Here is a 20,147-nt window from a genome sequence, read left to right on the forward strand (position 1 = left end):
GGAACGGCGCTCGGGAGGGACTTATCGGGCCTGGTCTCCGGGCCCGATTCCGAGCGCCCGGGTCGCCGTCGGGTTCACGAGGAGGACCACGACGGCCACCGCGGCCAGGGCCAGGGCGACGGCGGCGATCCGCATCGCGCCGCCCGTGTTCCACAGGGTCCAGGCCACCGGCATCGCCATCAGCTGGGTGATCAGCGCCGGGCCGCGGCTCCAGCGGCGGCCCAGGTGCAGCCCGCGCGCCGCGATCAGCGGCAGGGCGGCCAGCCCGAGCAGGGTGATCCCCCCGGTCTCGGCCTGCTGCGCGGAATCGGGGTGGCCCGCGATGCCGACGTACAGCATGTAGAGGCCGAGTCCGGCCAGGGCCAGACCCTCCAGCGCGGTGAGCACCGCGGCGCCGGTCAGCCGGCCGGGCAGGGCGGCGGGCTCCGCTCCGGCGGCGGCGACGGCGGGGGCGGCGGGGGTGTGGGAGGTCGGCTTTTTGCTCACCCCAGCAGGGTAGCCGCGGCCCGCGGGGCGCTGACGGTACGGTCGGTAGGGGTCGCATATGACGGGGTGGGTAGTCTGGCGCTCATGCGTGCACTTCTCGTGGCCAACCCAGCAGCGACGACCACCAGTGCGCGCACGCGCGACGTCCTGACCCATGCGCTCGCCAGCGAGATGAAGCTGGAGGCGGTGACCACCGAGTACCGGGGGCACGCCCGCGACCTGGGCCGCAAGGCCGCGCACGAGGGTGTGGACCTCGTGGTGGCGCTGGGCGGCGACGGCACCGTGAACGAGGTCGTCAACGGACTGCTGCACGAGGGCCCCGATCCGGAGCGGCTGCCGCGGCTGGCGGTGGTACCCGGCGGTTCGACGAACGTCTTCGCCCGCGCGCTCGGGCTGCCCAACGATTCGGTGGAGGCGACCGGCGCCCTGCTGGACGCGCTGCGGGAGCGGCGCGAGCGGACGGTGGGACTGGGACTGGCCGCCGGCACCCCCGGGACCGAGGACGAGTCGGTCCCGGCGCGCTGGTTCACGTTCTGCGCGGGCTTCGGCTTCGACGCGGGTGTGGTGGGGCGGGTCGAGCAGCAGCGCGAACGCGGCAAGCGTTCGACGCACGCCCTGTACGTGCGACAGCTCATGCGCCAGTTCTGGGAGGAGCCGAACCGCCGGCGCGGGACGATCACGCTGGAGCGGCCCGGCGCGGATCCGGTGACGGATCTGGTGCTGTCGATAGTCTGCAACACCTCGCCCTGGACGTATCTGGGCAATCGTCCGCTTTACGCCTCTCCGGAGGCGTCGTTCGATACTGCGCTTGACGTATTGGCCCTCGACCGTTTGTCAACTCCGGCCGTCGCCAGGTACGCCACGCAGCTCCTGACCTCGACTCCTGAGCGCGGCCCGCACGGCAAGCATGCGGTGTCTCTGCACGATCTGACCGACTTCACCTTGCATTCGAAGGTTCCCCTCCCGTTCCAGATGGACGGGGACCACCTCGGACTGCGCACCAGCGTTCGGTTCACAGGCGTACGCCGTGCACTGCGTGTGATTGTGTGAGTGGAAGAGCCAAAAGTCCTTCCACTCGAACGTTTACACGCCGGTCCACCCCCAGGAACTAGGGCTGTGACCTAGTAGACACCGACGAATCCAAAAAAACTTTCCGGAAGGGGTTGTATCCCCGTCCGAGGTTTGCGAATCTCTACATGGCGATCGGGACAGCCCGCAAAACCCGGCACCCACACAGAACGCCAGAACCCCTCCACGAATCTTCGGACCCCACCAGTCACCTGGGGGTCGGCCCTTCCCTCACGGGGGGATTCGTGAAAGCGTTCACATTCACAAGCAACCTGCCCGCAATACAAGGAGATGGAGCAGCCATGGACTGGCGTCACAACGCCGTTTGCCGCGAGGAAGACCCCGAGCTCTTCTTCCCCATCGGCAACACCGGTCCTGCGCTGCTGCAGATCGAGGAAGCCAAGGCCGTCTGCCGCCGTTGCCCCGTCATGGAGCAGTGCCTGCAGTGGGCGCTCGAGTCCGGTCAGGACTCCGGCGTCTGGGGTGGCCTCAGCGAGGACGAGCGCCGCGCCATGAAGCGCCGCGCCGCTCGCAACCGGGCGCGTAACGCCACCGCCTGACATTCGACTTTTCGAGCCTCGACGCGCAGCGCGTAGTACCAGACAAGCGCTCAGCAACGTGCTCTTGAGCCCCGGACCGGGAACCATTCGGTCCGGGGCTCAGTGCTGTTCCCCTCACGTTGCGTAACGCGGTTCCGGCTCCCGCGGCGGGCTACTTCTGCGGGCTCGCCGGTACGTCGAGGACGACCTTGGTGCCGCGCGGCTCGGCCCGGAGCATGTCGAAGGTGCCGCCGAGCTCCCCCTCCACGAGGGTCCGTACGATCTGCAGCCCGAGGTTGCCGGCCCGCTGCGGGTCGAAGCCCTCGGGCAGACCGCATCCGTCGTCGAGCACCGTGATCAGCAGCCGGGCGTCGGCGCGGCCGGTTCCGGTGCGGGTCGCGGACACCTCGACCGTGCCGCCCTCCCCCTGGGTGAAGGCGTGCTCCAGGGCGTTCTGGAGGATCTCGGTCAGCACCATCGACAGCGGAGTGGCGACCTCCGCGTCCAGGATCCCGAAGCGGCCGATGCGCCGGCAGCGCACCTTTCCGGGCGAGATCTCGGCGACCATCGCGATCACGCGGTCGGCGATCTCGTCGAACTCGACGCGCTCGTCGAGGTTCTGAGACAGGGTCTCGTGCACGATCGCGATCGAACCGACGCGGCGCACCGCCTCGTTCAGCGCCTCGCGGCCGTTCTCCGAATCCATCCGGCGGGCCTGGAGGCGCAAGAGCGCGGCCACGGTCTGGAGGTTGTTCTTCACCCGGTGGTGGATCTCCCGGATGGTGGCGTCCTTGGTGATCAGTTCGCGTTCGCGACGGCGCAGTTCGGTGACGTCGCGGCAGAGCACGAGGGAGCCGATCCGGGTCCCCTTGGGCTTCAGCGGGATGGCGCGCAGCTGGATGACCCCGCCGTTGCCCTCGACTTCGGTCTCCCGGGGAGCCCAGCCGCTGGCCAGTTTGACGATGGCCTCGTCCACCGGGCCCCGGGTGGGGGCGAGTTCGGCGGTGGTGGTGCCCAGATGCTGGCCGACCAGGTCGGAGGCGAGGCCCAGACGGTGGTAGGCGGAGAGCGCGTTGGGGGACGCGTACGTCACCACGCCCTCGGCGTCGAGCCGCATCAGGCCGTCCCCGGCGCGCGGGGAGGCGTCCATGTCGACCTGCTGGCCGGGGAAGGGGAAGGAGCCCGCGGCGATCATCTGCGCGAGGTCGGAGGCGGACTGGAGGTAGGTGAGCTCCAGCCGGCTGGGTGTACGCACAGTGAGCAGATTGGTGTTCCGCGCGATCACGCCGAGGACCCGGCCCTCGCGGCGGACGGGGATCGACTCGACGCGGACCGGCACCTCCTCGCGCCACTCGGGGTCGCCCTCGCGCACGATGCGGCCCTCGTCGAGGGCGGCGTCGAGCAGCGGGCGCCGGCCGCGCGGCACCAGGTGGCCGACCATGTCGTCCTGGTACGAGGTGGGGCCGGTGTTCGGGCGCATCTGCGCGACCGAGACGTAGCGGGAGCCGTCGAGGGTGGGCACCCAGAGCACGAGGTCGGCGAAGGAGAGGTCGGAGAGCAGCTGCCACTCCGAGACCAGCAGGTGGAGCCACTCCAGGTCGGTTTCACTGAGAGCGGTGTGCTGGCGTACGAGGTCGTTCATGGAGGGCACGTGGCGAGCGTACCCCGGGTACGGGGATGACTTTCCACACGGCGAATACTCAGGAGTACCCAGGAGGGGCCCACTCCGCGTACTGTTGGATGAAGTGACGGGATTGCAGACCCCGCCATTGGATGGACAGGACAGATTGGTCTAGTCCACAATTGTGTCAAGTTTCCGCCCTCCCCGCACAGGAGGACGGATCGAGGTAACCGCGCGCTCTGCCCTGACCGCGCAGGCACCTCCCACCGGCCGTCGGGAACCGCACACCCGGTCGGCCGTAAGTACTCCGGGCTACGGTGCCGGGCGGGCTGAGGGTCCCGTCCTGCACCGTGGCCCAGAGGAAAGCAACGCTGCGGAAAGCCGGCGCGACGGAAAGTGAGCGCGCCGGAGGGGTGCGGCACGATCGAATTCGCCGCCCGGGAATTCCCCCGCCGACAGGCCGCGGAAATCCACGCGGGTCCCCTACGCCGGCCAGGCGCCCAGCGCCAGCTCCGCCACCGCTTCCAGCTCTTCCCGGCCCGCCCCGTCGCGCGACTGCTGCGACATCCCCTGGAGCACGGCCCCCGCGTAGCGGGCCAGCGCCCGCGCGTCCGTGCCGGCGGGCAGCTCGCCGGTGGCGACGTCGGCCCGGATGCGGCTCTCGAACAGCTCCAGGTTGGCGTTGCGGCGCTCGCGCAGGGCATCGGCCACCTCCTGCGAGGTGGTGTTGACCGCGGCGCTGATCACCATGCAGCCCGGCGGGTGGGCCGGGTCGGTGTAGATCTCGGCGGCCTCGCGCAGGATCCGGCCGATGGCGGCGCGGGCGGTGGGCTCCTCCGCGAGGGCGACGCCCGCGAAGTCCCCGTACCGGCCGCCGTAGACCACCACGACCTCGTCGAAGAGCTTGCGCTTGTCACCGAAGGCGGCGTAGAGGCTGGGCGCGCCGATGCCCAGGGTCCTGGTCAGGTCGGCGATGGACGTCGCCTCGTAACCGTTCTCCCAGAAGGCGAGCATGGCCTTGTCGAGGGCGGCGTCCCGGTCGAAGGAGCGGGGCCTGCCACGTTGTCCGGTCACCATGCGCCACATTCTATAGCGACCGCTAGACATCTGGTACGGTCCATTCTGTATCGACCGCTAGCAAATGCTGAAGGGGGGCGCGCCATGGGCGTGCTCAAGGGGAAGACGGCACTGGTCACGGGCGGCAGCAGGGGCATCGGACGGGCGGTGGCCGAGCGCCTCGCCCGCGACGGCGCCCTGGTCGCGGTCCACTACGGACACGACGAGGGGGCCGCCGAGGAGACCGTCGGGGCGATCACGGCGGCCGGGGGCCGCGCCTTCGCCATCGGGGCGGAGCTCGGGGTGGCGGGGGACGCGCAGGCGCTCTGGGCGGCGTACGGGGCCCATCCGCGGGCCACGGAGCGGGTGGACGTCCTGGTGAACAACGCCGGGGCGGCGACCTTCGCCGGCATCGAGGAGACGGACGAGGAGACCTTCGGGCGGATCCAGGCGCTCAACGCCCGGGCGCCCTTCTTCGTGATCAAGCACGGGCTGGAGCGGCTGACCGACGGGGGCCGGATCGTCAACGTGACCGGCACCCCCGCCATCGCACTGCCGGCGATCCTGGCCACGATCATGGCCAAGGGCGCGGTGAACGCGCTGACCGTGTCCCTGGCCGCCGCGCTCGCCCCGCGGGGGATCACCGTGAACTCGGTGGGTCCGGGCATCACCGAGACCGACCTCAACGCCGCCTGGCTCGCCGACCCGCAGGCCCGCGCGCACGCCTCCTCGCGCTCGGTCTTCGGCCGGGTGGGCACCCCGCAGGAGGTCGCCGACGTGGTGGCCTTCCTGGCCTCGCCGGATTCCCGCTGGGTCACGGGCCAGCACCTGGACGCCACGGGCGGTCTCCAGCTGGCGCTGTAGGACCCCCGGCGCGCGGCCGGGCGGGGGGCGGGGATCGGGAAGACGATGGAAGGGGCACGAGCCCGCCCATCGGCGGGCACGCTCTGCTAGATTGGTCTATACCACAAGTGTCCGCACCTCTCTCAGATCGGCAGGCCCCGCGTGGAAGTTGTCATCGTCCCGGACGCCAAGGCAGGCGGCGAGCTCATCGCGGAGGCCATGGCCGCCCTGGTCCGCCGCAAGCCCGACGCCCTGCTCGGCGTGGCGACCGGCTCTACCCCGCTGCCCGTCTACGAAGCCCTCGCCGCCAAGGTCAGGGCCGGCGAGGTCGACGCCTCCGGGGCCCGGATCTGTCAGCTCGACGAGTACGTCGGCCTGCCGGCCGGGCACCCGGAGTCCTACCGCGCCGTCGTGCTCCGCGAGGTCGTGGAGCCGCTCGGGCTGACCGAGGGGTCCTTCATGGGCCCCGACGGCTCCGCCGCCGACGTCCAGGCCGCCTGCGCGGCCTACGACCAGGCCCTCGCGGACGCCGGCGGGGTGGACCTCCAGCTGCTGGGCATCGGCACGGACGGCCACATCGGCTTCAACGAGCCGTGCTCCTCCCTGGCCTCCCGCACCCGGATCAAGACGCTGACGGAGCAGACGCGCGTGGACAACGCGCGCTTCTTCGAGGACGACATAGACCAGGTGCCCCACCACGTCATCACCCAGGGCATCGGCACCATCCTCGACGCCCGCCACCTGGTCCTGCTGGCCACCGGCGAGGGCAAGGCCGAGGCCGTCGCGCAGACCGTGGAGGGCCCGCTGTCCGCGCTGGTCCCGGCCTCCGCGCTGCAGCTGCACCGGCACGCCACCGTCGTCGTGGACGAGGCGGCCGCCTCCAAGCTGAAGCTGGCCGACTACTTCCGCCACACCTTCGCCAACAAGCCCTCCTGGCAGGGCCTGTAGGAGCACCGGCGCCACGCGGAAAGGGCCGGGCCCCCTCCTCGGGGGCCCGGCCCTTCGCGCGTGCCCGGACGCGGCGGCGCCGGACACCCCCGTGACGGGTGTCCGGCGCCCCGTCCGACGGCGTCAGTCCCGCCGCGTGCCCGCGATGACCTCGGCGGCGGCCCGCCCGCAGACGCGGGAGGCTCCGTGCGTGGCGACGTACAGGGCCCCGCGCGGCTCGGCGAGCGGTACGCCCATCTCCACGACCACCGTGTCCGGCCGGGCCGCGACCAGGGCGTCCAGCACCTCGGCCATCCAGGGGTGCCGGTGCGCGTCGCGCACCACGGCGACGACCGTACGGGACCCCGCCGCGGCCAGTACGTCCCCGGCGGCGCTGCCCTCGGGGTAGACGCCCGATCCGGTGCCCGGGACCAGCCCGGCCAGCTCCGCGGCCACCCCCCACGGGGTCTCGTCGCCGACCGCGATGTTCGCGACGGGCGCGAGCGTGGCCACGTAGGGGGCGGACACGGTGGCCGGGGTGCCCGAGACGACCACCGCGCGGCGGGCCGCCGTCAGGCCGATGCCGGACGCGCGGCTCCCCTCCGGTCGCGCGTCCGGCCGGGCCCGGCGGGTCCATTCGGCGAGGGCACGCACCCGGGCGGCGGCGTCGGCGAGCCGCTCCTCCGCCAGCGTGCCCTCGCGTACGGCGGCCACGAGGGCGTCCCGCAGGCTCAGGACGGTCGCCTCGTCGGCCAGTCCCCCGCCGACGCAGATCGCGTCGGCGCCGGCGGCGATGGCCAGGACCGAGCCGCGCTCGATGCCGTACGTCCCGGCGATGGCGTTCATCTCCATGCCGTCGGTGACGATGAGGCCCTCGTAGCCGAGCTCCTTGCGCAGCAGACCGGTCAGGATCTGCGGGCTGAGCGTGGCCGGGCGGGTCGGGTCGAGTGCGGGCACCAGGATGTGCGCGCTCATCACGGCCTTGCTGCCGGCCTCGATGGCCGCCCTGAACGGGACCAGCTCGCGGACCTGCAGGGTGTCCAGGTCCACGTCGATGCGGGGCATGGCGTGGTGGGAGTCGACGTTGGTGTCCCCGTGGCCCGGGAAGTGCTTGGTGCAGGCGGCGACCCCGGCGTCCTGGAGGCCCTCGACGTAGGCGGCGGTGTGCCGGGCCGCCAGGGCGGTGTCGGCGCCGAAGGAGCGGACGCCGATGACCGGGTTGTCGGGGTTGGAGTTGACGTCCGCGGACGGCGCCCAGTTGAGGTTGACCCCGCACTCGGCGAGGCGGCGGCCCAGTTCCCGGGCGACCTCGCGGGTCAGGGCGGTGTCGTCGACGGCGCCGAGCGCGAGGTTGCCGGGGAAGGACGAGCCGCCCCGGACCTCCAGGCGGGTGACGTCCCCGCCCTCCTCGTCGATGGCGACGAGGACGTCGTCCCGTTCGGCGCGCAGTTGCGCGGTCAGGGCGGCGAGCTGCTCCGCGGAGGCGATGTTGCGGCCGAAGAGGCCCACGGCGGTGAGGCCTTCGCCGACCCGGCGCAGCACCCAGGCGGGGGCGGTGGTGCCCTCGAAACCGGGCTGGAGGACGGCGAGGGCGTCGCGGGTGAGGGTGTCCGCCCGGTGCGCAAGGACAGTCATGGGCCGTTATCCCTTCACGGCGCCGGCGGTCATGCCGCCGACGGCCTTGCGCTGGAGGAAGATGAAGATCAGCAGGACCGGGACGGCGAACAGCGAGGACGCGGCCATGGTCGCGCCCCAGTCGTTGCCGAAGGCGGTTTTGAACTGGGTCAGCCACAGCGGCAGGGTCTGCGCGGTCTTGTCCTTGTTCAGGATCAGGACCATGGCGAACTCGTTCCAGGCGGTGATGAAGCCGAAGAGCGAGGTGGACATCAGACCGGGCGCCAGCAGCGGGAAGATCACCTTGCGGAAGGCCTGGCCGCGGGTGCAGCCGTCGATCTGGGCGGCTTCCTCCAGGGTCACCGGGACGGCGGCGATGAAGCCGCGCAGGGTCCAGATGGTGAAGGGGAGGACCATCACGAAGTAGATCGCGGTGAGCATCGGGAGGCTGTTCAGCATCTCGGCGTCCCGCAGGATCATGTACATCGCGATGACCATGACCTCCCAGGGGGCCATCTGCGCCATCATCACGGCCAGGACCATGCCCTTGCGGCCGCGGAACTTCATGCGGGCGATCGCGAAGCTCGCGGCGAGGGCGACGAGCAGGGCCAGCAGGACCGCGCTGACGGTGACGACGAGACTGTTCGTCACGTACGTCCAGAAGTTGTCGACCCCGGTGGCCTTCTCGAAGTTCTCCGTCGTCGGGGTGAAGACGAACACCGGGTCCTTGGTGAGGATCTCGCTCGACGGCTTCAGTGCCGAGGAGAACATCCAGTAGACCGGGAAGAGGAAGAGCAGGGCCAGCAGCAGGGCGCCGAGGTTCTTGGCGACGGTCGCGGGGCGCAGCGGGCCGCGGGTGCGCAGCCGCTGGGCGGGCTGTGCCGACGGGGCGGTCCGGGCCGGCTTGGGGGCGGTGGTGGTGCTCACTGCTCCTCCTCCTGCTTCAGGATCAGGCGGAAGTAGAAGGACATGATGACGATCAGGATCAGGATCGTCAGGACGGAGATCGCGGCGGCGAGACCGTAGTGGGACTGGCTCTGGCCCTCGACGAAGGCGAAGACCGGGAGGATCTCGGACGCGCGGTCGGGGCCGCCCTTGTTCATCGCGTAGACCTGGGTGAAGGCCTTGAAGACCCAGATCACCTCAAGGAAGGTGGTGATCAGGAAGAAGGGCTTGAGCTGCGGGAAGACGACCTTCCAGAAGGTCTGCCAGCCGTTGGCGCCGTCCATGCGGGCGGCCTCGTACAGTTCGGCGCCGACGGTGGTCAGCGCGGCGTACATGTTGAGTGCGACGAAGGGGATGGAGCCCCAGACCACGAGGACGGTGACGATCGTCAGGGTGGACAGGCCGGTCTCGAACCAGTTGTGCTGCTCGTAGCCGGAGAAGCCGGCGGTGCGCATCACCCAGTTCATCACGCCGAACTGCTCGTCGAACAGCCAGTAGAAGACCTGGACGGAGGCGACGATCGGCATGGCCCAGGCCATCACCAGGGCCATCGACAGGACCAGGCGCATCTTCTTGCCGAGCTTGTTCAGCAGGAGGCCGATGAGGCTGCCGATCGCCATGATCAGGACGACGTTGGCGAGGGTGAAGCCGAAGCTGCGCAGGACGACGGTCCAGAAGTTCGAGTCGCCGAGCAGCTGGGTGTAGTTGTCGAAGCCCGCGGAGGGGTACTTGCGCTGGATGAACTCGATCTTGTTGATGTCCTGGAAGGACAGGATCACGTTCTTGATCAGCGGGTAGACGAGCAGGACCGCGAGGCTGAGCACCGCCGGTGCGATCAGCAGGTACGGCAGCCACCCCGTGGGGAGCTGCTTTCTGCCCCCGCGAGGAGACGGTTGGCTGGGGCCGGCCGGGGCGGCGGGTGCTTTCGGCGGCAGGCCGGCGGACTTCGGTGGTGCGTCCTGTGGAGCGGTGGTCGCCGCTCCCTGGGAGTGCACGGTCATGTCTGGGCTTCCTCGCGGTTGACTGTGGAGTCAAATGCGCGACCGGGGGCGCGGCAGGCGCTGCGGGGCGCCTGCCGCACCCCCCGGTGCGATCACACTGCTGGGTGCTGCGGGTGCTGCGGGCTTCGGGTACTGCCGGTACTGCGGGGCGGTACTACTTGTTGATGCGGTTCGCGATTTCCTTGTCCGCGTCCGCGCCCGCCTTGGCGGCGTCCTCGCCCTTCAGGACCTTGGTCATGAACTCCTTGATGGGGTTCGGCTCGGTCTCGACGTTCGCCCAGCCGGCCGTGACCGGGGTGATCTTGCCGGAGAGGGCGGCCTTGGCCATGGACTCCGCGAAGGAGCCGGGGGCGGCGGCGAAGTTGGCGGCGGCCTGGTTCGGGAGCAGGGCGCCCTCGGTGGCGGCGGCGTACTTGGTCATCTGCTCCTTGCCGGCGGCGAGGGCGAGCCACTCCTTGGCGAGCTCCTTGTTCTTGGAGCGCTCGGCCACGGCGAGGTTCGAGCCGCCGAGGAAGACGGAGCCCGGCTTGTCGGCGGTCTTGCCCGGGATCGGGAAGTAGCCGAAGTCGCCGTCCTTGCCGGCGTCCTTCAGGGCCTTCAGCGCGCCCTGGGCCTCCCAGCCGAGACCGATCCAGGACGAGACGCCGCCCTTGGGGACGATGTCGGTGGACTGCTGCGGGGAGGCCTCGTCCTTGTCCTTGGGGGCGGTGGAGTAGGACTGGAGCTTCTTGTAGAAGTCCATCGCGGAGGCGGCCTGCGGGGTGCTCAGCTGGCCCTTCCACTTGCCGCCGTCCTTGACGGCGAGGTCGCCGCCCTCGTCCCAGACGAAGCCGGCGAGGATGTACCAGCTCTGGCCGGGCAGGTAGATCGGCTGCGCGGCCGGGTCGGAGGCCTTCAGCTTCTCCAGACCGGCGACCCACTCGTCACGGGTCTTGGGGGCGGTGATGCCGGCCTTCTCGTAGGCCTTCTTGTCGTAGATGACGACGCGGTTGGCGGCGTACCAGGGAGCGGCGTACAGCTTGCCGTCGACCTCGGCGGAGGACAGCATGCCCTTCGACCAGGCGTCGGCGCCGAGCTTGGACTTGTCGTCGGACAGGTCGGCGAGGCCGCCGGTGACCGCGTAGCCGACGGTCTGGGTGTTGCCGAGCTCAAGGACGTCCGGCGGGGTGTTCTCGGAGAGGGCGGTGGTGACCTTCTCCTGGATGCCGGTCCACTTCTGCTCTTCGACCTTCACCGTCACACCGGGGTGCTTGGCCGAGAACTGCTTGTTGACCTCTTCGAGCCAGGCCTTCGGTGCGGAGCCGTCCATCACCCAGACGGTGATCTCCTTGGCGCCACCCGACGCGTCGGCCTTCGGCTTGTCGTCGCCGCCGTTGCCGCACGCCGCGACACCGACCATCATGCCCACGACACCGACCGCCGCAATGAGCTTGCGCTTCACGCCACCCTCCTCAGGGATGCTGCCTGCAACTTCCCTCGCCCGCCGCGGTGACGTACGTACCAAGTACTGCCCGTGGGGCCGGGATCCGATCCATATTGGTGTAGACCAGTAACCGGAGCTTGGCCTAGACCTTTAGGGGTGTCAAGGGTCTAATGAGCGGGTGCTCGGTCCGTTACCGGACCGACACCTGGGGGAGGGAGGAGGCCTGTCCTCCCTCCCGTGTCACCATGTGACCGCACATATCGGAGGAGCCGGTGACGGCAGCGAAACTGGAGTCGGGAAGGCGGGCGGCGATGGCCACCGAAGGGGCGACCACGGAGCCGGAAGGCGGGGCGGCCACTCGCACGGCGCGTGTGCCCAAGTACTACCGACTCAAGCGGCACTTGCTCGACATGACCGAGACGCTGCCGCCCGGCACGCCGGTGCCGCCGGAGCGCACGCTCGCGGCCGAATTCGACACCTCCCGGACCACCGTCCGGCAGGCCCTGCAGGAGCTCGTGGTCGAGGGGCGGCTGGAGCGCATCCAGGGCAAGGGCACCTTCGTGGCGAAGCCGAAGGTCTCGCAGCCGCTCCAACTCTCCTCGTACACGGAGGACATGCGGGCACAGGGGCTGGAGCCGACCTCCCAGCTCCTGGACATCGGCTACGTGACCGCGGACGACACCCTCGCCGGACTCCTCAAGATCTCCACCGGCGGCCGGGTCCTGCGCATCGAGCGGCTGCGCCTGGCGAGCGGCGAGCCGATGGCCATCGAGACCACGCACCTTTCGGCCAAGCGCTTCCCCGCGCTGCGCCGCTCGCTGGCCAAGTACACCTCCCTCTACACCGCGCTCGCCGAGGTGTACGACGTACGGCTCGCGGAGGCCGAGGAGACCATCGAGACCTCGCTGGCCACCCCCCGCGAGGCCGGACTGCTCGGCACCGACGTCGGCCTGCCGATGCTGATGCTCTCCCGCCATTCGCTGGACGCCGACGGCGAACCGGTCGAATGGGTGCGATCGGTGTACCGCGGCGACCGTTACAAGTTCGTGGCCCGCCTTCAGCGACCCGCCTTGTAGAAGACGGTTGACTCCTGTTCGGCCTCCGGTGGAACCTCATACCGCTATACGGACGGGGACTTACGTCCACCGGTCGGGTCCCCGTAGATTCCCTGCGCTCGGCAGATGATCAACGAGGGGACGAGGATCATGGCGGAACCGGAAGCAACACGGACAGATCGGGCTCCGAACCCGAGGGGCGCGGCGGGCCCCGGCGACGGGCCGGGCTCGCCCCCTCCGACGGGAAGGCTCTCTCCCCGGTCCCTGGCGACCTGGCTGGCCGTGGCCCTCGTAGGGGCCGTCGGCTGGGGGGTGCTGGCGCTCTCCCGGGGTGAGGAGATCTCGGCCGCCTGGCTGCTCGCCGCCGCACTGGGCTCGTACGCCATCGCCTACCGCTTCTACGCGCGGTTCATCGCGAACCGCGTGCTGAGGGTGGACAAGACCCGGGCCACTCCGGCCGAACGCCTCGACAACGGTGTCGACTTCCACCCGACCGACCGGCGCGTGCTCTTCGGCCACCACTTCGCGGCCGTCGCCGGCGCGGGCCCGCTGGTCGGCCCGGTGCTCGCCGCACAGATGGGCTACCTGCCCGGCACGATCTGGATCGTCGCGGGCGTCATCTTCGCCGGCGGCGTGCAGGACATGGTGACGCTGTTCTTCTCCACGCGGCGCGACGGCCGTTCGCTCGGCCAGATGGCCCGGGACGAGATCGGCCCGGTCGGCGGAGCCGCCGCCCTCCTCGCCGTGTTCGCCATCATGATCATCCTGCTGGCCGTGCTCGCGCTCGTCATCGTCAACGCCCTGGCGCATTCGCCGTGGGGCGTCTTCTCCATCGGAATGACCATCCCGATCGCCCTCTTCATGGGCGTCTACCTGCGCGTCCTGCGGCCGGGCCGGGTCACCGAGGTCTCCGTCATCGGCGTGGCGCTGCTGCTCCTCGCCATCGTCGCGGGCGGCTGGGTCGCCGAGTCCTCCTGGGCGGAGTTCTTCACCCTGGAGAAGGAGACCCTGGTCATCTGGATGATCGTCTACGGCTTCATCGCCTCGGTGCTGCCCGTGTGGCTGCTGCTCGCACCCCGCGACTACCTGTCCACGTTCATGAAGGTGGGCACGATCGCGCTGATGGCGGTCGGCGTGGTCGTCGCGGTGCCGACGCTGAAGATGCCCGCGGTCACCGACTTCGCCACGCGCGGCGACGGCCCGGTCTTCGCCGGCTCGATGTTCCCCTTCGTCTTCATCACCATCGCCTGCGGGGCGCTGTCCGGCTTCCACTCGCTGGTCGCCTCCGGCACCACCCCGAAGATGATCCAGAAGGAGACCCAGGTCCGGGTCATCGGCTACGGCGCGATGCTCACCGAGTCCTTCGTCGCGATCATGGCCGTGATCGCCGCGTGCATCATCGAGCCCGGCCTGTTCTTCGCGGTCAACTCCCCCGCCGGGGTCATCGGCACCACCGTCCAGACCGCCTCCGAGGCCGTCACCCACTTCGGCTTCGCCATCACCCCGGACGCCCTCGCGCAGGCCGCGAAGGACGTCGAGGAGGCGAGCCTGCTGTCCCGTACGGGTGGAGCCCCGACCTTCGCACTCGGGATGTCGGAGATCTTCTCCTCCGTCATCGGCGGATCCGGCATGAAGGCGTTCTGGTACCACTTCGCCATCATGTTCGAGGCCCTCTTCATCCTGACCACGGTCGACGCGGGCACCCGCGTCGGGCGGTTCATGCTCCAGGACACCCTCGGCAACGTGCACAAGTCCTTCAAGGACGTCAGCTGGAAGCCGGGCGTCTGGCTGGCCAGCGCCATCGTGGTCGGCGGCTGGGGCTACTTCCTGTGGGTCGGCGTGAAGGACCCGCTGGGCGGCATCAACCAGCTCTTCCCGCTGTTCGGGATCGCGAACCAGCTGCTCGCCGCGGTGGCCCTGGCCGTCTGCACCACGCTGCTGGTGAAGTCGGGGCGGCTCAAGTGGGCCTGGGTCACCGGTGTTCCGCTCGCCTGGGACGTGGCCGTCACCCTCACCGCGAGCTACCAGAAGATCTTCTCCGACGACGTGAAGGTCGGCTTCTTCGCCCAGCGCGACAAGTACCAGACCGGCATCGACGCGGGGAAGGTGCTGCCGCCCGCCAAGAGCATGGACGACATGCACACCGTGGTCACCAACGCCACGGTCGACGGCGTCCTGTCGGTGCTGTTCGCCGTCCTGATCCTGATCGTGCTGGCCGACGCGGCACGGACCTGCTTCAAGGCCGCCGCCGACCCGGACTCCGTGCGGCTCTCCGAGGTGCCGTGGACCGAGTCGAAGATCGTCGCCCCGGCCGGCCTGCTGGCCTCCGCCGAGGAGAAGGCCGAGCTCGCGGCGGCCGGCCTCGACGGGGGCGGCGGCCGGGTCAAGGAGCCCGTGGCATGAGCGGGGTCCGCGCGGCGCTGGCCAAGGCGCGGTTCTACGTCCGGGAGTTCTCCGGCGAGGCCGCGTACGACCGCTACGTCGCCCACGCCCGCTCCCACGACCCGGACGCCGAGGTCATGACCCGGCGCGCCTTCGAGCGGGCCCGTACGGACGCCCGCGAGGCGGACCCGCGCGAGGGCTTCCGCTGCTGCTGAACCCCTGCCGCGCGCACGAAGGGCCCCGCCGGACCGGCGGGGCCCTTCGGCGCACTCAGCGCACCCAGTCCTTCAGGACTTCCGTCCGCAGGGTGAGGGAGACCGGGTCGGGGAGGGCGATGTCCGTCCCGTACGGCACGATGTGGACGCTCTCGTACCGGCGGCCGTTCGGCTGGCTGTAGACCGAGAGCTCGCACTTGGCCCGGTCGATCAGCAGGTAGACGGGGATGCCCGTCTCCGCGTACGCGCGCGGCTTCTCGACGTGGTCCCGCCGCTGCGTGTCGGAGTCCCATGACGTCACCTCGACGGCCATGAGGACCGGAGCGGGATCGACCCAGTCACCCTGGCCGACGAAGGCCTGAGAAGGCGCCAGCACGGCGTCCGGGATGGCCCGTCCTTCGCGGTATTCCTGAGCCCTGATCCCCTGTCCCCCGTGCAACCAGAGCTCCGGCCGGTGTTGCATGCAGATCCGCGTCAGCCACTGGATGATCATCTGGTGGTCGCCGTCCGGCATGGCCTTGCTCCTGATGACCCCGTCGATGAACTCCAGCCGTGTCCCCTCCCTCTCACGGGCGGCTGTGCGCGCCACGGCCTCGAAGTCCTCGGGCAGCATGTGGGGCCGGTCGATCATCACGGTCATGCCTCGCTCGCCTTCCTCGACGGTGCCGATTCCGACGATAGCGCCGGGCACCGTCACGCGTGGCGCACACTCGACGGCATGGACATCGAGATCAGGACGGCGAGGGCCGCCGAGTACGACCGGCTGGGCGAGATCACCGGGCAGGCCTACACCGGGGACGGGCTGCTCGACCTGAACGAGGACGACACCTACCTGAACGTCCTGCGGGACGTCGCCGGCCGGGCCGGGGACGGGGAGGTGATCGTCGCCGCGCGGGACCAAGAGGTCCTCGGAGGAGTGACGTTCGCCGCACCGGGGAGCCCCCTCGCCGACATCGCGGGCCCCGGCGAGGCCGAGTTCCGGATGCTGGCCGTGGCCGCCGAGGCGCGCGGGGCGGGGGTCGGGGAGGCCCTGGTGCGGGCCTGCGTCGACCGCGCGCGGGCCCTGGACGGGGTGTCGGCGCTGGTGCTGTCCACCCAGCCCGCCATGCTCGGCGCCCAGCGGATCTACGCCCGCCTGGGATTCGTACGCACTCCGGAGCGGGACTGGGCGCCGGTCCCCGCGCTGACCCTGCTCACGTACCGGCTGGAGCTGTAACACCACGCTCAGCAAGGGGCCGACACAACATGTGGGGGGTCACGCATCGGGCCGCCCCCACATGTATGCTCATCCTCGCTGTCGCCGCAGGGGAATCCGGTGTGAATCCGGAACTGTCCCGCAACGGTATGACGTGCACCCATTGGTGCATTCCGCAAGTCCGAGGACCTGTCGGCAGCGCGCCCGGATCGACCGACCCGGGTAGAGACACGTCCGGGCCTCGCGGTTGGGCCGGTGGACGCCATGCGGCACGTCGCGCCTTCCCGTGCGCCCGCATGCGCCCGCCCGCGCCCCCGCCGATGACCGGGCCGAGCGAGGGAGAGCTCCCGCCGTGACCATCGCGCCTTCCGCACCGCGCGCCGAGTCCACTTCTGGCGACACCACCGAAGGCCCGGGGGCCGCGCTGCTGCGTACTCTCACCGAGCTGACCGTCGACCTCCCCGACACCGACCCGGGCCGGGTCGCCGCCGCCGCCCTGCGCGGCCGCAGCGCCGTCGCGGACGAGGCCGAGCTGCGGGGGCTGGCCACCGAGGCCGCCGCGGGCCTGATCTCCGAGGACCCGGCGTACTCCCGCCTCGCCGCCCGCCTGCTGACGCTGGCCGTGGCCGACGAGGCCGCGGGCCAGGGTTCGGCGTCCTTCGCCGAGTCCGTCGCCGTCGGCCACCGCGAGGGCCTGATCGCGGACCGCACCGCCGAGTTCGTCGCCCTCCACGCGGCCCGCCTGAACTCCCTGGTCGAGCACGCGCTCGCCGAGGGCGCGGACGACCGCTTCGGCTTCTTCGGCCTGCGCACCCTGCACAGCCGCTACCTGCTGCGCCACCCGATCACCCGTCAGGTGATCGAGACCCCGCAGTACTTCATGCTGCGCGTGGCCTGCGGCCTCGCCGAGAACGACACCGTCCAGGCCGTCGAGGAAGTCGCCTCCCTCTACCGGCTGATGAGCCGCCTGGACTACCTGCCGTCCTCCCCCACGCTCTTCAACTCCGGCACCCGCCACCCGCAGATGTCCTCCTGCTACCTGCTGGACTCCCCGCTGGACGAGCTGGACTCGATCTACGACCGCTACCACCAGGTCGCCCGCCTCTCCAAGCACGCCGGCGGCATCGGCCTCTCGTACTCGCGCATCCGGGCCCGCGGCTCCCTGATCCGCGGCACCAACGGCCACTCCAACGGCATCGTCCCGTTCCTGAAGACCCTCGACGCCTCCGTCGCCGCCGTGAACCAGGGCGGCCGCCGCAAGGGCGCCGCCGCCGTCTACCTGGAGACCTGGCACGCGGACATCGAGGAGTTCCTGGAGCTCCGCGACAACACCGGTGAGGACCAGCGCCGCACCCACAACCTGAACCTGGCCCACTGGGTGCCGGACGAGTTCATGCGCCGCGTGAACGCCGACGCCGACTGGTCGCTGTTCTCCCCGGCCGACGTCCCCGAGCTGGTGGACCTGTGGGGCGACGAGTTCGACGCCGCCTACCGCAAGGCCGAGGCGTCGGGCCTGGCCCGCAAGACCATGCCCGCCCGTGACCTGTACGGCCGGATGATGCGCACCCTCGCGCAGACCGGCCAGGGCTGGATGACCTTCAAGGACGCCTCCAACCGCACGGCGAACCAGACCGCCGAGCCGGGCACCGTCGTCCACTCCTCCAACCTCTGCACCGAGATCATCGAGGTCACCAACGACGGCGAGACCGCCGTCTGCAACCTCGGCTCGGTCAACATGGGCGCCTTCGTCGTGGACGGCGAGATCGACTGGGAGCGCCTGGACGAGACCGTCCGCACGGCCGTGACCTTCCTCGACCGCGTGGTGGACATCAACTTCTACCCGACCGAGCAGGCGGGCCGCTCCAACTCCCGCTGGCGGCCGGTGGGCCTGGGCGCGATGGGCCTGCAGGACGTCTTCTTCAAGCTGAAGCTGCCGTTCGACTCGGCCGAGGCGAAGGCCCTGTCCACCAAGCTCTCCGAGCGCATCATGCTGGCCGCCTACGAGGCCTCCTGCGACCTCGCCGAGCGCAGCGGCCCCCTCCCGGCCTGGGAGCAGACCCGCACCGCCCGCGGCGTGCTGCACCCCGACCACTTCGACGTCGAGCTGAACTGGCCGGAGCGCTGGGACGCCCTGCGCGCCCGCATCGCGAAGACCGGCATGCGCAACTCCCTGCTGCTGGCCATCGCCCCGACGGCGACGATCGCCTCCATCGCGGGCGTCTACGAGTGCATCGAGCCGCAGGTCTCCAACCTCTTCAAGCGCGAGACCCTGTCGGGTGAGTTCCTCCAGGTCAACGGCTACCTGGTGGAGGAGCTCAAGCAGCTCGGCGTGTGGGACGCGCAGACCCGCGAGGCGCTGCGCGAGTCCAGCGGCTCCGTGCAGGGCTTCGGCTGGATCCCGGCCGAGGTGCGCGAGCTGTACCGCACGGCGTGGGAGATCCCGCAGCGCGGCCTGATCGACATGGCGGCCGCCCGCACTCCGTTCCTGGACCAGGCGCAGTCGCTGAACCTGTTCCTGGAGACGCCCACCATCGGCAAGCTCAGCTCGATGTACGCGTACGCCTGGAAGCAGGGTCTGAAGACCACGTACTACCTGCGGTCCCGCCCGGCGACGAAGATCGCCCGCGCCGCCTCCGGCAGCGCCGTCCCCGCGGCCGCCACCCCCCTCCCGCAGGCCGTCGACGCCGAGGCACTGGCCTGCTCCCTGGAAAACCCCGAGTCCTGCGAGGCCTGCCAGTAATGAGCTCCACCGACAAGAAGAAGAACCTGCTCGACCCGGGCTTCGAACTGACCCTGCGCCCCATGCGCTACCCGGACTTCTACGAGCGCTACCGGGACGCGATCAAGAACACGTGGACGGTCGAGGAAGTCGACCTGCACTCGGACGTCGCCGACCTCGCGAAGCTGACGCCGGCCGAGCAGCACATGATCGGCCGTCTGGTCGCGTTCTTCGCGACCGGTGACTCGATCGTCTCGAACAACCTGGTGCTGACGCTCTACAAGCACATCAACTCCCCGGAGGCGCGCCTGTACCTGTCGCGCCAGCTGTTCGAGGAGGCCGTGCACGTCCAGTTCTACCTGACGCTGCTCGACACCTACCTGCCCGACCCGGACGACCGCGCGGCCGCCTTCGACGCCGTCGAGGAGATCCCGTCGATCCGCGAGAAGGCGCAGTTCTGCTTCAAGTGGATCAACGAGGTCGAGAAGCTGGAGCGGCTGGAGACGCAGGCCGACCGCCGTCGCTTCCTGCTGAACCTCATCTGCTTCGCCGCGTGCATCGAGGGCCTGTTCTTCTACGGCGCCTTCGCGTACGTGTACTGGTTCCGCTCCCGCGGCCTGCTGCACGGTCTGGCCACCGGCACCAACTGGGTGTTCCGCGACGAGACCATGCACATGAACTTCGCCTTCGAGGTCGTGGACACGGTCCGCAAGGAGGAGCCGGAGCTCTTCGACGACGCGCTCCAGCAGCAGGTCACCGACATGCTGAGGGAGGCCGTCGAGGCGGAGCTGCAGTTCGGCCGCGACCTGTGCGGTGACGGCCTGCCGGGCATGAACACCGAGTCGATGCGCGAGTACCTGGAGTGCGTCGCGGACCAGCGTCTGGTGCGCCTGGGCTTCCCGGCGGTGTACGGCTCGCAGAACCCGTTCTCGTTCATGGAGCTCCAGGGCGTCCAGGAGCTGACGAACTTCTTCGAGCGCCGCCCGTCGGCCTACCAGGTCGCGGTGGAGGGCACGGTCGACCTGGACGAGGACTTCTAGCTCCCGCTACGGTCCCGC

18 protein-coding genes and 1 riboswitch are annotated in these 20,147 nt (G+C 70.4%); of the genes, 10 read left to right on the forward strand and 8 right to left on the reverse strand.

The window, feature by feature from the left end:
• Positions 1–21 precede the first annotated feature (21 nt).
• On the reverse strand, positions 22–486 hold the full coding sequence (locus tag OG295_RS11065; protein WP_371676723.1) for a hypothetical protein: 465 nt from the start codon (positions 484–486) through the stop codon (positions 22–24).
• A gap of 84 nt (positions 487–570) precedes the next feature.
• On the opposite strand from OG295_RS11065, the gene OG295_RS11070 reads away from it, so the two are divergent.
• Both OG295_RS11070 and OG295_RS11075 read left to right on the forward strand, forming a co-directional pair.
• Positions 571–1,536 (forward strand): diacylglycerol kinase family protein, encoded by a 966-nt coding sequence (locus OG295_RS11070; protein WP_371676724.1) that lies wholly within the window; start codon positions 571–573, stop codon positions 1,534–1,536.
• Between the two features lie 320 nt (positions 1,537–1,856).
• The gene (locus OG295_RS11075) at positions 1,857–2,114 is read left to right on the forward strand and encodes a WhiB family transcriptional regulator (RefSeq protein ID WP_004937597.1); all 258 of its coding nucleotides are present in this window, start codon (positions 1,857–1,859) and stop codon (positions 2,112–2,114) included.
• Positions 2,115–2,265: 151 nt separating this feature from the next.
• On the opposite strand, the gene OG295_RS11080 is transcribed toward OG295_RS11075, so the two are convergent.
• On the reverse strand, positions 2,266–3,735 hold the full coding sequence (locus OG295_RS11080; RefSeq protein WP_371681161.1) for a sensor histidine kinase: 1,470 nt from the start codon (positions 3,733–3,735) through the stop codon (positions 2,266–2,268).
• A 462-nt stretch (positions 3,736–4,197) separates the two neighbouring features.
• Complete coding sequence (locus OG295_RS11085; RefSeq protein ID WP_371676725.1) at positions 4,198–4,791, reverse strand: TetR/AcrR family transcriptional regulator; 594 nt, start codon at positions 4,789–4,791, stop codon at positions 4,198–4,200.
• A gap of 84 nt (positions 4,792–4,875) precedes the next feature.
• Here OG295_RS11085 and OG295_RS11090 point away from each other — a divergent pair, with 84 nt between their 5' ends.
• Positions 4,876–5,634: an SDR family oxidoreductase gene (locus OG295_RS11090; protein ID WP_371676726.1), complete on the forward strand. Its 759-nt coding sequence runs from the start codon at positions 4,876–4,878 to the stop codon at positions 5,632–5,634.
• A gap of 141 nt (positions 5,635–5,775) precedes the next feature.
• Complete coding sequence (gene nagB, locus OG295_RS11095; protein WP_371676727.1) at positions 5,776–6,561, forward strand: glucosamine-6-phosphate deaminase; 786 nt, start codon at positions 5,776–5,778, stop codon at positions 6,559–6,561.
• Positions 6,562–6,684: 123 nt separating this feature from the next.
• Here the strand turns inward: nagB and OG295_RS11100 are convergent, their stop codons facing one another.
• The 4 genes from OG295_RS11100 to OG295_RS11115 form a co-directional block, all read right to left on the reverse strand.
• Positions 6,685–8,175: a glycoside hydrolase family 3 protein gene (locus tag OG295_RS11100; RefSeq protein ID WP_371676728.1), complete on the reverse strand. Its 1,491-nt coding sequence runs from the start codon at positions 8,173–8,175 to the stop codon at positions 6,685–6,687.
• Between the two features lie 6 nt (positions 8,176–8,181).
• A complete protein-coding gene (locus OG295_RS11105) occupies positions 8,182–9,018 on the reverse strand; it encodes a carbohydrate ABC transporter permease (RefSeq protein ID WP_371681162.1) in 837 nt (278 codons plus the stop codon).
• A gap of 59 nt (positions 9,019–9,077) precedes the next feature.
• Positions 9,078–10,100, reverse strand: coding sequence for a carbohydrate ABC transporter permease (locus OG295_RS11110; RefSeq protein ID WP_371676729.1), 1,023 nt, complete (start codon positions 10,098–10,100; stop codon positions 9,078–9,080).
• A gap of 154 nt (positions 10,101–10,254) precedes the next feature.
• On the reverse strand, positions 10,255–11,541 hold the full coding sequence (locus OG295_RS11115) for an extracellular solute-binding protein (RefSeq protein WP_371676730.1): 1,287 nt from the start codon (positions 11,539–11,541) through the stop codon (positions 10,255–10,257).
• 293 nt (positions 11,542–11,834) lie between these two features.
• Here OG295_RS11115 and OG295_RS11120 point away from each other — a divergent pair, with 293 nt between their 5' ends.
• The 3 genes from OG295_RS11120 to OG295_RS11130 all read left to right on the forward strand — a co-directional run bounded on the left by OG295_RS11120 (position 11,835) and on the right by OG295_RS11130 (position 15,175).
• Complete coding sequence (locus OG295_RS11120) at positions 11,835–12,599, forward strand: GntR family transcriptional regulator (protein WP_371681164.1); 765 nt, start codon at positions 11,835–11,837, stop codon at positions 12,597–12,599.
• Positions 12,600–12,728: 129 nt separating this feature from the next.
• Entirely contained in the window at positions 12,729–14,981 is a 2,253-nt protein-coding gene (locus OG295_RS11125; protein ID WP_371676731.1) for a carbon starvation CstA family protein, read from the forward strand.
• Positions 14,978–15,175, forward strand: a complete 198-nt coding sequence (locus tag OG295_RS11130) for a YbdD/YjiX family protein (protein ID WP_266842195.1) — start codon at positions 14,978–14,980, stop codon at positions 15,173–15,175. Before OG295_RS11125 ends, OG295_RS11130 begins: the two co-directional genes overlap by 4 nt.
• Before the next feature lie 55 nt (positions 15,176–15,230).
• Here OG295_RS11130 and OG295_RS11135 read toward each other — a convergent pair whose 3' ends face one another.
• On the reverse strand, positions 15,231–15,815 hold the full coding sequence (locus OG295_RS11135; protein ID WP_371676732.1) for a Uma2 family endonuclease: 585 nt from the start codon (positions 15,813–15,815) through the stop codon (positions 15,231–15,233).
• A 78-nt stretch (positions 15,816–15,893) separates the two neighbouring features.
• On the opposite strand from OG295_RS11135, the gene OG295_RS11140 reads away from it, so the two are divergent.
• The 3 genes from OG295_RS11140 (at position 15,894) to OG295_RS11150 (ending at position 20,129) form a co-directional block, all read left to right on the forward strand.
• The gene (locus tag OG295_RS11140) at positions 15,894–16,391 is read left to right on the forward strand and encodes a GNAT family N-acetyltransferase (RefSeq protein WP_371676733.1); all 498 of its coding nucleotides are present in this window, start codon (positions 15,894–15,896) and stop codon (positions 16,389–16,391) included.
• A gap of 90 nt (positions 16,392–16,481) precedes the next feature.
• Positions 16,482–16,560: riboswitch (cobalamin riboswitch) on the forward strand.
• 162 nt (positions 16,561–16,722) lie between these two features.
• On the forward strand, positions 16,723–19,110 hold the full coding sequence (locus OG295_RS11145; RefSeq protein ID WP_371676734.1) for a ribonucleoside-diphosphate reductase subunit alpha: 2,388 nt from the start codon (positions 16,723–16,725) through the stop codon (positions 19,108–19,110).
• Positions 19,110–20,129, forward strand: coding sequence for a ribonucleotide-diphosphate reductase subunit beta (locus OG295_RS11150; protein WP_371676735.1), 1,020 nt, complete (start codon positions 19,110–19,112; stop codon positions 20,127–20,129). The genes OG295_RS11145 and OG295_RS11150 overlap by 1 nt, the downstream gene beginning before the upstream one ends.
• Positions 20,130–20,147: the final 18 nt, after the last annotated feature.

Source organism: Streptomyces sp. NBC_01276 (assembly GCF_041435355.1).
GTDB lineage: Bacteria > Actinomycetota > Actinomycetes > Streptomycetales > Streptomycetaceae > Streptomyces.

Bases quoted from the DNA above. Each gene is read 5' to 3' on its own strand.
- OG295_RS11070 (WP_371676724.1), top strand. From the start codon at position 571: ATGCGTGCACTTCTCGTGGCCAACCCAGCAGCGACGACCACCAGTGCG.
- OG295_RS11075 (WP_004937597.1), top strand. From the start codon at position 1,857: ATGGACTGGCGTCACAACGCCGTTTGCCGCGAGGAAGACCCCGAGCTC.
- OG295_RS11080 (WP_371681161.1), bottom strand. From the start codon at position 3,735: ATGAACGACCTCGTACGCCAGCACACCGCTCTCAGTGAAACCGACCTG.
- OG295_RS11085 (WP_371676725.1), bottom strand. From the start codon at position 4,791: ATGGTGACCGGACAACGTGGCAGGCCCCGCTCCTTCGACCGGGACGCC.
- OG295_RS11090 (WP_371676726.1), top strand. From the start codon at position 4,876: ATGGGCGTGCTCAAGGGGAAGACGGCACTGGTCACGGGCGGCAGCAGG.
- OG295_RS11100 (WP_371676728.1), bottom strand. From the start codon at position 8,175: ATGACTGTCCTTGCGCACCGGGCGGACACCCTCACCCGCGACGCCCTC.
- OG295_RS11110 (WP_371676729.1), bottom strand. From the start codon at position 10,100: ATGACCGTGCACTCCCAGGGAGCGGCGACCACCGCTCCACAGGACGCA.
- OG295_RS11120 (WP_371681164.1), top strand. From the start codon at position 11,835: ATGGCCACCGAAGGGGCGACCACGGAGCCGGAAGGCGGGGCGGCCACT.
- OG295_RS11125 (WP_371676731.1), top strand. From the start codon at position 12,729: ATGGCGGAACCGGAAGCAACACGGACAGATCGGGCTCCGAACCCGAGG.
- OG295_RS11130 (WP_266842195.1), top strand. From the start codon at position 14,978: ATGAGCGGGGTCCGCGCGGCGCTGGCCAAGGCGCGGTTCTACGTCCGG.
- OG295_RS11135 (WP_371676732.1), bottom strand. From the start codon at position 15,815: ATGACCGTGATGATCGACCGGCCCCACATGCTGCCCGAGGACTTCGAG.
- OG295_RS11140 (WP_371676733.1), top strand. From the start codon at position 15,894: ATGGACATCGAGATCAGGACGGCGAGGGCCGCCGAGTACGACCGGCTG.
- OG295_RS11150 (WP_371676735.1), top strand. From the start codon at position 19,110: ATGAGCTCCACCGACAAGAAGAAGAACCTGCTCGACCCGGGCTTCGAA.